At 64.6% G+C, this 13027-nt stretch carries 10 protein-coding genes and 1 pseudogene; 7 read left to right on the forward strand and 4 right to left on the reverse strand.

The annotated features are described in order from the left end of the window. The first annotated feature begins 148 nt into the window (after positions 1–148). Genes IFT63_RS05740 through IFT63_RS05750 form a run of 3 tightly spaced genes read left to right on the forward strand, consistent with a single transcriptional unit; the run spans position 149 to position 4082 of the window. Positions 149–736, forward strand: coding sequence for a (2Fe-2S)-binding protein (locus IFT63_RS05740; protein WP_192083484.1), 588 nt, complete (start codon positions 149–151; stop codon positions 734–736). Beyond that, positions 709–1776, forward strand: a complete 1068-nt coding sequence (locus tag IFT63_RS05745; protein WP_192084154.1) for a xanthine dehydrogenase family protein subunit M — start codon at positions 709–711, stop codon at positions 1774–1776. The genes IFT63_RS05740 and IFT63_RS05745 overlap by 28 nt, the downstream gene beginning before the upstream one ends. Next, a complete protein-coding gene (locus tag IFT63_RS05750) occupies positions 1773–4082 on the forward strand; it encodes a xanthine dehydrogenase family protein molybdopterin-binding subunit (protein ID WP_192083485.1) in 2310 nt (769 codons plus the stop codon). The genes IFT63_RS05745 and IFT63_RS05750 overlap by 4 nt, the downstream gene beginning before the upstream one ends. 15 nt (positions 4083–4097) lie before the next feature. Here IFT63_RS05750 and IFT63_RS05755 read toward each other — a convergent pair whose 3' ends face one another. Next, positions 4098–4586: a hypothetical protein gene (locus tag IFT63_RS05755; RefSeq protein WP_249404338.1), complete on the reverse strand. Its 489-nt coding sequence runs from the start codon at positions 4584–4586 to the stop codon at positions 4098–4100. Positions 4587–4733: 147 nt separating this feature from the next. On the opposite strand from IFT63_RS05755, the gene IFT63_RS05760 reads away from it, so the two are divergent. Further along, positions 4734–6131, forward strand: coding sequence for a serine hydrolase domain-containing protein (locus IFT63_RS05760; protein ID WP_192083486.1), 1398 nt, complete (start codon positions 4734–4736; stop codon positions 6129–6131). Between the two features lie 483 nt (positions 6132–6614). Here IFT63_RS05760 and IFT63_RS05765 read toward each other — a convergent pair whose 3' ends face one another. Then, the gene (locus IFT63_RS05765; RefSeq protein ID WP_192083487.1) at positions 6615–7103 is read right to left on the reverse strand and encodes a cysteine hydrolase family protein; all 489 of its coding nucleotides are present in this window, start codon (positions 7101–7103) and stop codon (positions 6615–6617) included. Positions 7104–7113: 10 nt separating this feature from the next. After that, entirely contained in the window at positions 7114–7983 is an 870-nt protein-coding gene (locus IFT63_RS05770) for an MBL fold metallo-hydrolase (RefSeq protein ID WP_192083488.1), read from the reverse strand. 95 nt (positions 7984–8078) lie between these two features. Here IFT63_RS05770 and IFT63_RS05775 point away from each other — a divergent pair, with 95 nt between their 5' ends. Continuing rightward, positions 8079–9062 carry a helix-turn-helix domain-containing protein gene (locus tag IFT63_RS05775; protein ID WP_192083489.1) on the forward strand — a complete coding sequence of 328 codons (984 nt, stop codon included), beginning with the start codon at positions 8079–8081 and terminating at the stop codon, positions 9060–9062. A gap of 605 nt (positions 9063–9667) precedes the next feature. Here IFT63_RS05775 and IFT63_RS05780 read toward each other — a convergent pair. Then, positions 9668–10567: a LysR family transcriptional regulator gene (locus IFT63_RS05780; protein WP_042612857.1), complete on the reverse strand. Its 900-nt coding sequence runs from the start codon at positions 10565–10567 to the stop codon at positions 9668–9670. Positions 10568–10685: 118 nt separating this feature from the next. On the opposite strand from IFT63_RS05780, the gene IFT63_RS05785 reads away from it, so the two are divergent. Both IFT63_RS05785 and IFT63_RS05790 read left to right on the forward strand, forming a co-directional pair. After that, on the forward strand, positions 10686–11432 hold the full coding sequence (locus IFT63_RS05785) for an SDR family oxidoreductase (RefSeq protein WP_042612946.1): 747 nt from the start codon (positions 10686–10688) through the stop codon (positions 11430–11432). 36 nt (positions 11433–11468) lie between these two features. Next, positions 11469–12710: pseudogene (locus IFT63_RS05790) on the forward strand (MFS transporter); the annotation flags it as partial. Positions 12711–13027: the final 317 nt, after the last annotated feature.

The following is a 13027-nucleotide window of genomic DNA, read 5'->3' on the forward strand; positions in this document are numbered from 1 at the left end:
CAAAGGAACCGTGGCGCTTCCGGGCGCTGCGGAGAAGGCAACCGCCGAGCTCGACCGGCACGACTTCGCACGCAGCACATGCAACGTGCACCCGGAATAGACGAGCCAAGGCGCAGGGTGGTTGGCAGACGCCCTAGCCGGACCTGCCATGAGCGATTTCCCTGCATCCCGGACGGCCACGCCGCCGCTCCCCGCCACGCACGCTTCCCCCCTCTATCCGCTGCGCCTGACCATCAACGGCGAGGCGTATACGCTTGAGGTCGAATCCACGGTCAGCCTGCTGGACCTGCTGCGTGACCGCCTGCAGCTGACCGGCACCAAGAAGGGTTGTGACCACGGCCAATGCGGCGCGTGCACGGTGCTGCTCGACGGGCGCCGCATCAATAGTTGCCTGACCCTGGCGGTCATGCAGCAGGGCGCTGACATCACCACCGTTGAAGGGCTGGCGGACGGCGACTCCCTGCATCCCCTGCAACAGGCCTTCATCGCCAACGATGCCCTGCAATGTGGCTACTGCACGCCCGGCCAACTGTGTTCGGCGCAGGGTTTGATCAATGAGGGTCAAGCCTGCACCCGTGATCAGGTACGTGAACTGATGAGTGGCAACATCTGTCGTTGCGGAGCTTACCCGCAGATCACCGATGCGGTCATGACGGTTCTTGAAGAAATTCAAGGCCCGCCGGACGCCCCGGAGCCATCCCCCGCGCGCTGGACACCCGGCACGGTGCCCGCATGATTCCCCCCACCTACGAACGCGCCGCGTCGCTGCAGCAGGCCTTGCAGCAGCTTGCCAGCGCGCCCGCGCGCCCCATCCAGCCCATCGCCGGCGGCACCAACCTGCTCGACCTGATGAAGCTGCAGGTGATGCAGCCCAGCGGGTTGTTGGATGTCAACGCGCTGCCGCTGGACGCCATCACCGCCACCGAAGAGGGCGGTCTGCAGCTCGGCGCCACCGCCCGTAATGCCGATACGGCGTACCACCCGTTGGTGGAACGCGAGTATCCCCTGCTTTCGGCAGCGATTCTGGCGGCGGCCTCGCCGCAGATCCGCAACATGGCCAGCAACGGAGGCAACCTGCTGCAGCGCACGCGTTGCACCTATTTCTACGACCGTGCGACGCCCTGCAACAAGCGCGAACCGGGCAGCGGCTGTTCGGCCGTGGGCGGGCTGACCAAGTACCACGCGATCCTCGGCGCCAGCGAGCACTGCATCGCTACGCACCCCTCCGATATGTGCGTCGCGCTGGCAGCGCTCGATGCCACGGTGCATGTGGCCAGTCTGCGGGGCACCCGCGAAATCCCCTTCGGCGAGTTCCATCGCCTGCCGGGCGACCAGCCCGAACAGGACAGCACACTGGCGGCAGACGAGCTGATCACCCATCTGACGCTTCCGCCAGCCGGGCGGTTCGCTGCGCATAGTGCCTACCTGAAGATCCGCGAGCGCCTGTCCTACGCGTTCGCGCTGGTTTCGGTCGCCGCCGCGCTGGAAATCGGGCCCGACGGACGCATCGCCGATGCGCGGCTGGCCCTGGGCAGCGTGGCGCACAAGCCATGGCGCAGCCCGCACGCCGAACAGCTGCTGATCGGCACGATGCCGGGCGAGGTGTCCTTCGAGTCAGCGGCCGAACGGTTGCTGGCAGGGGCGCAGTCGCAGGGTCAGAACGCCTTCAAGATCCCGCTTGCACGCCGCGCCGTGGTGCGCGCCCTGCAGGCCGCAGCCGAGGGCACCATCGACAATCGTGGCCGACGCCGCGGCCAACCGGAGCATGCCGCATGAGCGCCTATCCCAAGCAACCGCAGGTGCCCGTTGCCGAGCCGGGAACCGGCCACGTACCGACAGGGACCGGGACGCCGCGCATCGATGGCCGGGCCAAAGTGACTGGCCAGGCGCGCTACGCGGCCGAATGGCCGGCGGAGGATCTGGTCCATGGCGTGGTGGTCAACAGCAGCATCGCAAAGGGGCGCATCCTCGGCTTTGACCTGGACGCCGCGCTGGCCGTGCCGGGCGTGCTGCAGGTGCTGACCCACCTCAATCGCCCGCACATGCGCGGTGCTGGCGTCTTCTACAAGGACATGACGGCCCCTGCGGGATCACCGTTCCGGCCGTTGTACGACGCACAGATCCGCTACAGCGGCCAGCCGGTCGCGCTGGTGCTGGCCGAGACCTTCGAGGCGGCGCGTCACGCGGCCGGGCTGGTGGGCGTGCGTTATGAGGTTGAGGCGCACGAAACCAACCTGGTCACCTCCGTCGAACGAGCGCGTGAGCCGCGCAAGATGAAGGCCGGATTCTCCGCGCCGCCGAAGGACAAAGGCGAGCCGGACCAGGCTTTCGCACAGGCCACGCACCGCATATCGGCCGATTTCTACAGCGGCGTGGAGCACCACAACCCGATGGAGCTGTTCGCCAGCACTGTGATCCGCGGTGACGACGGCCACCTGACCATCCATGACAAGACCCAGGGCTCGCAGAACAGCCGCTGGTATGTGTCGCATGTGTTCGGCCTGCCCAAGCGCAAGGTCACCGTACGCAACGCCTACGTGGGCGGCGCGTTCGGCTCCGGGCTTCGCCCGCAGTACCAGCTTCCGCTGGCGGTGATGGGCGCGTTGGCGCTGGAGCGCTCGGTGCGCGTTGTCCTCACGCGCCAGCAGATGTTCACTTTCGGGCACCGTCCAGAGACCGTGCAGCGGGTAAAGCTCGCCGCCGATGCCGATGGAACCTTGCGCTCGATCTGGCACGAGGCCGTGGCCGAGACATCGCGCATCGAGGACTACGTGGAGGTGGTGGTCAACTGGAGCGGCCAGCTGTACGCCTGCGACAACGTGCATGTGGGCTACAAACTGGTCGACCTGGACCAGTACACGCCGATCGACATGCGCGCCCCGGGCGCGGCGCATGGCATGCATGCGCTGGAAGTGGCGATGGACGAGCTGGCCAATGAAATCGGCATGGACCCGCTGGCGCTGCGGCTGAAGAACTACGCCGAAACCAATCCTGCCGATGGCAAACCGTTCTCCACCAAGGCGTTGCGCGAGTGCTACCGCCGCGGTGCCGAGCGCTTCGGCTGGGCCGATCGCGCGCCACGGCCGCGCGCGCGCCGCGAAGGCAACGAATGGGTCGGTTGGGGCATGGCGACCGGCCAGTGGGACGCGATGCAGATGTTCGCGCGCGCCCATGCCGAGCTGCATGCCGATGGCCGCCTGGTGGTCAGCAGCGCGGCCACCGATATCGGCACCGGCACCTATACCGTGATGAGCATGATCGCCGCCGAGGCGCTGGGCCTTCCGCTGGAACAGGTCACCTTCCAGTTGGGTGATTCCACGCTGCCGGTGGCCCCGATCGAGGGCGGCTCATCGCATGTCAGCACGGTGGGCTCGGCAGTGGACGGGGCCTGTGCCAAGCTGCGCCGGCAGCTGCTCGCGCTTGCTGCTGGAAGGAAGGACTCGGCGTTCAGCCGCGCCGGCGTCGATGACGTGGTATTCGCCAATGGCAGCATGGCACTGCGGGCTGACCCGGGCAGCGCCGTTGCACTCACCACGCTGCTGGCCGACGCCGACAAAGCCAGCATCGAAGCCAAGTACCTGCTGCTGCCCAATGTGTTGAAGCAGCGCCGCTATACCCGCGCCACGCACAGCGCCGTGTTCGTGGAGGTACGGGTGGACGAGGAGCTCGGCACGGTGCGGGTGATGCGCGTGGTCAGTGCGATCGCCGCAGGTCGCATTCTCAATCCCACTACCGCACGCAGCCAGATCATCGGCGGGGTGGTGTGGGGCATCGGCGCGGCGCTGCACGAGCACACCGAATCCGACCACCGGTTTGGCCGTTTCATGAACCACGATCTGGCCCAGTACCACGTCTCGGTCAATGCCGATATCCATGACGTGGACGTGCTGTTCGTGGAGGAAGACGACCGGGTGGTCAGCAGCCTCGGTGCGAAGGGGGTAGGGGAGATCGGCCTGGTGGGCGTGTCGGCGGCGATCTGCAACGCCATCCATCACGCCACGGGCAAGCGCATCCGCAGTACGCCGATCACCCCGGACAAGGTGATGGCCCAGCGCCCGTTTCAGCACGCAGAAGGGGAGTAGGGCGCCGGAAGCGCGCTACTCTTTGGCCCCCTGCGAGTAGCTCACCGTGCCATCCTTCTCGATGAAGCGGAGCTCAGGATGGCCCTGGTAGGTCGTCAGCATGGCGACCGACCCGTTCTGGTGGATGACGAACAAGGACGCACCGGCCTTTTCATTGGCCACTACCTTGAACACTTCACTGCCGTCGCCTGCACCATCCAGCGTCAGCACCGCCTCATCGCCGGTGTCGACCGTCAGGTAGCCGCCGCGCTCATTGCCGTCTGGGCCATTGAGCAGGATGCCCGCCGCGGGCGCGACGCGTTCTTCGCGTTTTCCAAGGATCATGGGCCCGTTCACCGGCGCGCCTATCTCCACGCGGGCAACTCCGGAGGCGTCCCTGACGATCAGGCCACGGGCTTCCAGGATGCGGGATGGGTCATTTGCCTGGCCTGCTTCATGCAGGGCGTAAAGCGAGATCGTCACCGCTGTCAACGAAATGGCGATGTTGAGCAGGAGTCCTTTCAAGATGTTCTCCGTGGGTGCAAAACGCTAGCGCTGAATGATCGGTGATAAGGGCTACTTCAGGCAACCGGCCGGTTCCGCAGGTACGGGCATTGACTGCGCTTGCGTCTGGTCCAATAGTCAACCCGGCCAGGACGCAATGGAGAGCGCATGACCGTACCGACAAGCATGATCCTGTTCCAACGCATGGGTGTAGCGGCCGCGCTGCTTGTGCTGGCATCAACCGCCGTTGCCAAGCCGCCTGCCGAAGCCGCGTTTGATGCCTGGCTGGTGGCGTTCAACAGCAACGACAAGGCCAGGCTGCAGGCGTTCAACGCGCACCACTTCGCCGACGCGGATCTCAACCTGGACTACCTGCTCGACAGCCGCGAAGAAACCGGCGGTCTGGACGTGGTAAAGGTTGAGCGGAACGAGCCGGGGATATTCGTGGCGATGACACGCGAGCGCAGTTTCCCGGCATACAGGCGGATCACGATCACGGCTGGAGCAGCTGGCGACACCAAACTCGCTGAGATCAAGCAGGAACCGCAGCCGTTGCCGGAGGATGAGGCACTGAAGGCGCTGGATTCATTCGCCACGCAGCTTTCGAGGGCCGACCGTTTCTCTGGCGCGCTCGTCATCGAACGCAATGGCAAGCGGCTGTACGGCAAGGCATTCGGACTGGCAGATCGTGAAAACCACGTGCCCGTGCGCCTGGATACCCCCTTCCTGTTCGCCTCCCAAGGCAAGATGTTCACCGCGGTTGCGGTATTGCAGATGATCGAAGCCGGCACGCTGCAGTTCGACGATCCCATCGGGAAGTATCTGCCGGACTATCCGAACAAGGAGATGGCGAAGGTCACCATCCGGCAACTGCTCTCCCATCAGGGTGGCACCGGCGATATTGGCGTACTCCTGCCGGAGGAGGGCGCAAATCGCGCCTGGGCCCGCACCATCGACGATCTCATGAAGCTCAACGGTGATCGCGGCCCGTCGTTTGCGCCCGGATCAGCCTTCGATTATTCGAACTACGGCTTCCTGCTGCTCGGCGCGCTGGTGCAAGAAGTCAGCGGGCAGGGCTACTACACCTATCTGGATGAGCACATCTTCCATCCTGCCGGCATGACCGCGACGTACTATCCAGACAGGGAACACATGTCGGGTATCGCGAGCGGCTATACCGAAGACGAGGACGGGAAGCTGGTACCCAGTGCCAGCCAGCTTCCGTGGCAAGGGTCGCCAGCCGGGGGAGGCGTTTCCACCGTGGAAGATCAGTTGCGCTTCGTCGACGCGCTCAAGGCAGGCAGCTTGATCCCATTGCCGCTGTTGCAGGAGGCGATCAAGCAGCAAACCAACTGGTATGGCTATGGCTTCATCTCGTCCGGCCCGGAAGAGTTCCCGCATTGGGGCCACGGCGGGGGCGCGGCCGGCACCAGCGCGGCGCTTTCGGTCTACCCGACCAACGACATGACGATGGTCTGCTTGAGCAACCGCGATCCGCCGATCTGCGATCGCCTGCTCATAAATCTGCATTGGCATCTGTCTCCACCAGCGCCGGCAGCGCGCTAGGTAAGCACTGTGCCCGTAACGGGACCCGCTCGCGACGATCTCCCGGCACGGGGCCCCTCCGTCATAGTGGAGTCAGAATGCGGCCTGGTGTACGTCGGGCATTGCGACGCGTCGCTCTGGGGCAACATCCGATGGCGGGACGCCGGCTTTTGTGCGTTGTATCCGGTAGCCTTATTATCGAGCTGTACAAAGAACAACGCGGTCCAAGGCGCTCATTCGAGGGCGCGTTCCCGGTCGCATCCCCGCCTGACCCAGAGTTGTACGCTGGGGCCTGCCTTTAGTCTCAAGCGGCATCGTGGCGCTGAGTTGAACGTCCCACGCACCCATCACCGGCTGGCGCTACAGCACCTCCACCACCACCTTGCCCTTGGCCCGCCCCCACATTGGCCCTGCTGGTGCTGATGGCAGCGAACGCGCCCAGATGTTTTGCCAGCTGGATCGCTATGATCCCTGCACCACCGAAGCCGGCCTGGACAACGCGGATCAGACCACCTTGCAACGACCGGACAGGCCGGCCAGCGCGATGGCGCTGAGGGTGGCTGTCGGTGCGGCGCAGCCTGCGCCCACGATGGTGACCTCCAGGCCGGCCGCCTCCGGCGACAGCGCCGTGTGCGTGATGCAGTGCTGGGTCATCATGCCGACCAGTCGGATGGCGGTGACATCCTGCGCAGCCAGCGTTTCGCCCAGGCGCGTGCCAAGGAAGCTGTCGGCCTGATGCTTCTCGATGAAAGGGCAGCCCTGCAACGCCTCGGCGATGGCGGGATGCAGGTCAGCGCCCGCGGTTCCCCGCGCCATGAACGGACCCTCGCTCGGCGCGATGTGCTGGATTCCCACGACCAACTCGCCGGCCTGCCTGGCCTTTGCGATGGCCTCCAGCGACGCCGCCAGCGCCGTCTCGCTGTTCTCCAGCGTGAAGCGGCCGCCCGCGAAATAGTCATTCTGGATATCGACAACAATCAGTGCGGTTTTCATCATCACTCCTTCAGAAAGTCAGGGTTTCGCCATCTTCAGGAATCAGCACGCTGTCCTGGATTGCTTTTTCATCCACGTAGCGGCGGAGGTCAGCACGGGAGACGGTCATGTGGTTCACCGCATCCATGTGGACCGCCACGATCTTTGCCTTCGGCGCGAGCGCGTGGACACGCGAGGTGTCGTCCACGCCCATGATGATGCCGGTATCGAAACCCTTCACCCGTGCATCGCCGGTGTTGAGCACGATGACGTCCGGGGTATGGCGCTTGATCGCGTCCTGCACGTCTCCGGTCCACACGGTGTCACCGGCGAGGTAGATGGTCGGTTGGCCGGATTTCTCGAACACGAAGCCGGTGACGCTGCCGAGCAGCGTAGCCAGCGGCTCGACCTTGAACATGTCCGCCGAGCCATGCTGGGCAGCGACGCGGGTGATGCGCACTCCGCCGAACGTGGTGTGTGCGGGAAGGATGCGCACGTCAGCGAACCCCTTCGCGCGGAGCAGGGCAGCGTCTGCTTCGTGCTGTACGAACATCGGCATCTGGCGCGGGATGAGCGTTTCCGCGGCGGGATCCCAATGATCCAGATGGGTGTGGGTCAGCAGCACGGCATCCACGTCCTTCAGCACCTGGCCGACGTCGAACGGGAGCTCGACCGTCGGATTGCGCAGCTCGCTGCGATAGGTGTCCGGGAAGCCCGGATAGGCGCCTTTGGCAGCGAGCATCGGGTCCACCAGCAGCACCGTATCGCCATAGGTGATCCTGGCCGTTGCGTTGCGGATCTGCTGGATGGACGTAGTCGTGGCAGGGGTGTCTGCAGCGTCGGCAGCGGTGGCGAGGCCGAGTGCCAACAGCGCCGCCAAGGCGAGCGAGGTCGATTTCATGTGCGTATGTCCGATTGGATGGATGACGCCCAGATTGACGCCCGCAGCAACCTGTGAATACTGGCCTGAGAGACCAACATCGATGGATTCGGGCCATGCCCACTGACCGTTCAGCCCAGCAGGAACCAGCACCCATCCCGGTGGTCGTGGTCGCGCCGGAGGGCGTGAGTGCCTTCCATCTTTCCGTACCCCTCATGATTTTCGACATCGAAATGGACAACCGGTCGCTGTTCCAGCTCCGTATCGCCTCCGAGCGGCAGGGGGTCACGTTGTCGGGCGGGCAGGTGGCAGTGACGCCTCACGGGGGCCTTGAGCTGCTCGACCAGGCCGACGTAGTGATCATCCCCGGCTGGAACGATCTGGATGAGGCGCCCAGCGGTGCGCTGCGCGCGAAGCTGATCGCTGCGCATCGACGCGGCGCGCATGTCGTGGGTCTGTGCTACGGCGCTTATGCACTGGCTTACGCGGGTTTGCTGGACGGACGTCCGGCCGCCACGCATTGGCTGGCAGAGGGCGACTTCCACGGACGGTTCCCGACGGTCAGGCTGGACATGAACGCGCTCTACGTCGATGAAGATCGCATCGTCACGTCGGCCGGAACCGGCGCTGCATTGGATTGCTGCATGTATCTGGTCAGGAAACTCTGCGGTGCCCGCGAGGCCAACCGCATCGCGCGCATCATGGTCCTGCCGCCGCATCGCGAAGGGGGCCAGTCCCAGTACATCGACCAACCCCTGCCGGATTCACCGCAGGACGCACTGCTCAGCCGGTTGCTGGACTACATCCGCGAAGACCTGCGCCGGGATCATTCGCTGGATGAGCTTGCCGGACGGGTCGCAATGAGCCGGCGATCATTTACCCGACGCTTCCAGAAGGCCACGGGCATGACGGTGGGTGCCTGGCTGGATGCCGAGCGGCTGCGTCGCGCCAAGGACCTGCTGGAATCGACGTCACTGTCCATCGATCAGGTAGCGGAGCAATCCGGGTACCGCACGGCCGTGTCGTTCCGCCAGAGCTTCAATCGAGCCTTCCAGGTGAGCCCGCGCGAGTGGCGGCGGGCGTTCGCGCTGAATGAATGAGTGAGGGAGGGGAGGGGGCGGCTGGATGCAGATCGCCCGATCCGGAGGCGGGGAAGGCGCTGGTCAAAAAAGTCGGCGGGGATTTGAGGGGCGGGGACTATCGCCCGCTGGCTCTCTTGAGCTTGTCGCAGCGCGGAGTCAAACAGTACCTTTGCCTGCCGGATTGCTGCCGCATGTGTAGCCGACTTTTCAGCCTCCACTTCGCACAGCTTGCCAACCCGCTGCCGGGCCAGGCCGGTACACTCGGCCAAGAAATCGTAGTGGCCCACCGTGGGCAATACCTGCAGGTGCGCCTTGCCACCCGCTGCGGCAATAACCTTGCTGTTGGTCGCGGGCGAGGCCACCTCATCGGCTTCCCCCGCAATTACAGAAAGCGGTGCGCCCAACTGCGCCAGCTCACCCGGATCGAACGCCTGCACCATCGCCGGTGCGGAATGGACGCCACGGTGGTGGGGGTGTGGCGTGCGCGGATACCCGCCACACGAAGCGCGCCCGGCCGGCGACGTATCGGCTCCACCTCGCAGGGCAGGGGTGGGGCGTCGAGCTTGATGGCTTCCACTAACTGCAGCCGGCGCAGACCTTCCCGGCGCACCTGCTCCGGATCCTCAGGTCTGCCGGGGGTGCTGGTTTCTCTGGCCATCGGAAGGACTCGCGGGTTCCCTCAGCATTTGTTCGGTGATCTCCAGCAGTGCGCGCAGCCGATCCATGTGGCGGAGGTCCTGGTGGTAACCAACCCAGATGTCCCTACTGGGGGGCTGCCCGAGCAGATCGATGCGACGAAGACCTTCCACGCCTTCCGCCAATGGTCTTGGCAACACTGCAACGCCGTTGCCCCGAAGGCACATCTGGGCCTGAACGCTACGGCTGGTGCTGGTCAGCGAGCGCTTGGAGTGAGGGAACCGGTCCAGTAACCAAGTGACGTCAGGGAAGTGGGCCTGGGCTGAATTCATGAGAATCAAGCGCACCGATTGCGGGTCATCGATCACCGCCTGCGCTGTTGCCGCCGATCCGTAGAGGCCGTACGGCATCGTCATCAGCCGACGCTGGACAATGTCCGGCTCACTGAATGGCACGATGCGAAAGGCAACGTCGGCCTCGCGACGGGAGAGATCAAGAAGGCGGTAGCTCGCAATAACCTCGGGCACGACGGCAGGGTGAAGGCGCCCGAGTTCAATGAATATGGGCGCCAGGACGTACGCGGCGAACCAGTCGGCTGCGGCGATCCGCAGAATGCCTTCCAGGCGCTCATGGTTGCCGGCCAAGCGCCGCTCCATGGACAGCGCCGATTCCTCCATGGATTCAGCAAGTGCGAGCACCGCGTCTCCCGTATCGGTAAGTACAAGGCCGTCCTTCGTTCTACGAAACAGAGGCTGCTCGGCCTCGTCCTCGAGCGCCTTTATCCGACGACCCACCGTCGGATGGCTCACGCCCAGGCTGCGAGCTGCCTCGCCCAGCGATCTTCCGCGGACGACCGCAAGAAATATGCGGATATCACTCCAGTCCACGCCATGGCCACCCGTTCAAGAATGTACGCGGAATATGCAGGAACGGCAGTCCTCAAACAACCCTGTCAGGGGCAACATGCGCCCTGCATCGACGTTGCTGCCATTGGAGTTGGACGACATGAGTAAGCTGAACGGTAAAGTGGCGCTGATAACAGGCGCATCCAAAGGAATCGGCGCGGGCATAGCCCGCCGCTTGGCAGCCGAAGGCGCCAAGGTGGTTGTGAACTTTGCGACGAGCGAAAGCGAGGCGAAGGACGTGGTCGCCGGCATTGAAGGGGAGGGTGGACGCGCGATTGCGGTGCGCGCCGACGTCCGCAACAAGCCGGAAGTGGATAGGCTGATCAAGTCGACCATCGATCATTTCGGTCAGCTGGACATCGTGGTCAACAACGCTGGCATCTACCAGTTCGCGAAGATCGAGGCCACCACCGAGGCACTGTACCGCCAGCAGTTTGATTTGAACGTGCTTGGCCCGCTTCTGGTCACTGGCGCGGCCGCCCCATTCCTCGCCGAAGGCAGCAGCATCATCAATATCAGTTCCTTCGTGACGCGGATATTGCCGGCCGAGAGCTCGATCTACAGCGGTACCAAGGGAGCCATCGACGCCATCACAGGCGTGCTGTCGCGCGAGCTGGGGCCACGTGGAATCCGCGTCAACTCAGTGAACCCAGGGCTCATCGAGACAGACGGTACGCACGCCAATGGCGTGATGGGGTCTGACTTCCAGGTGTGGAACGAGCAGCAGACTCCACTCGGCCGGATTGGCCAGGTAACAGACATCGCCTCGATCGTCTTGTTTCTCGCGTCTTCTGATGCGGCCTGGGTGACCGGCGAACGCATCATTGGCGCCGGCGGCATGCGCTGACCCGAAGACCGAGCGCGACTTACCAGGACCAGCTCCATGCCCATTGATTCCAATCCGGGTGCGACCGACGCGCGCCGCTGGCCTGCCTTGGCCGTTCTCCTGACCGGCACGCTTCTGCCGCCATTGGACTTTTTCATCGTCAACGTAACATTGCCCTCGATCAGGACGGATCTGCATGCGTCAGCGGATGTGGCGCAGCTCGTGGTGTCTGTCTACGCGATGGCCTACGCCGTCATCCTAATCCTGGGCGGTCGCCTGGGTGACCTGTATGGGCGTCGGCGCGCTTTTGTTGCAGGCATGCTCGGATTCGGGCTGGCATCGACCATCTGTGGGCTCGCAGGCTCGGCCGGTATGCTGGTCCTGGGCAGGCTTCTGCAAGGCATCTCTGCAGCCGTTATGGCACCGCAGGCGCTGGCGTCCATCCATGCGATGTTTCCGGCAAGCGAGAAGAGCCGTGCGCTCAGTCTGTACGGGGCAACATTCGGGCTGGCCGCTGTCGGCGGCCAGCTTCTTGGAGGTGTGCTGGTCTCGGCAGATCTTTGGGGCATGGGGTGGCGCAGCGTCTTCCTCATCAACGTTCCCGTCATTGTTCTTGCCGTGCCTGCCGCATTGACGTTGGTGCGCGAAACCAAGCAAGAACATGCAGGGGGAATGGACTTCGCAGGGGCTTTGTTGCTGGCACTTGGCGTTCTCGCGGTCGTGGTGCCCCTCATTGAAGGACGCGAGCATGGCTGGCCCTGGTGGAGCCTGGGATTGCTGGGGCTGAGTCCACCACTCTTCGTCATCTTCTGGCGCTACGAAAAGCGTCGGGAACGCTCGGGCGGTACGCCCCTGGTGCCTCCTTCGGTCTTGTCGCCAGCCAATGGGCTGTATCTCGGCCTGGCGGCGGCGGTCCTTTTCTACGCCTTGGCGGCGTTCTTCCTGACCTTCGCGGTATATCAGCAAGCGGGTCTACACCGCGATGCCCTGGCTGCGGGGCTCGCGATCCTGCCGGTCGGGATGGGACAGCTGCTGGGGCCACCGTTGGGCCTGCGGCTCTCGCGATGGCTGGGATCGAGCGCGGCTGCATTCGGTATGGGGCTGGAGGTGACGGGCCTGATATTGACAGCTGGCGCTGCCGCGATCGGCAAGCCGTCCCTTGTTCCTCTGCCCCTGGTGCTTATCGGTGTAGGCCAGGGAATTGCCGTACCCGCGTTGGTGCGGCTGAACATCGATCTGGTGGAGCCCCGCTGGGCGGGCCTGGCGGCCGGCATGGTCAGCGCGGCAATGCAGCTTGGTGCCGCACTGTCAGTCGCTTTGGTCGGCGGGGCCTTCTTCTCACTGGCGCCCGATGGAGCAGCTGCCGATCTCGTGGAATCGGGCTTTGCGGTCGCATGCCTCCTGATCAGCATCGCTATGACGGCGGCTGCAGTTCTCAGCAGGAGGCTGGCTGGCAGCAAGCTGGATCGGAAGAACGTCGAGGCCAGGAAGCCTGGGCGTGCAGCATGCGCACGCGCTCGAAGTTCGCATCGTTGACCGTATACGGCGCATGCGGGGCGGACGCGGTGCCTGGGAAGCTAGGTATGAGAGTGCACAGAAGCGACTGCGATGCCGGA

Origin of the sequence: Stenotrophomonas sp. CFBP 13724, assembly GCF_014841975.1 — a bacterium.
GTDB classification, from domain to species: Bacteria; Pseudomonadota; Gammaproteobacteria; order Xanthomonadales; family Xanthomonadaceae; genus Stenotrophomonas; species Stenotrophomonas lacuserhaii.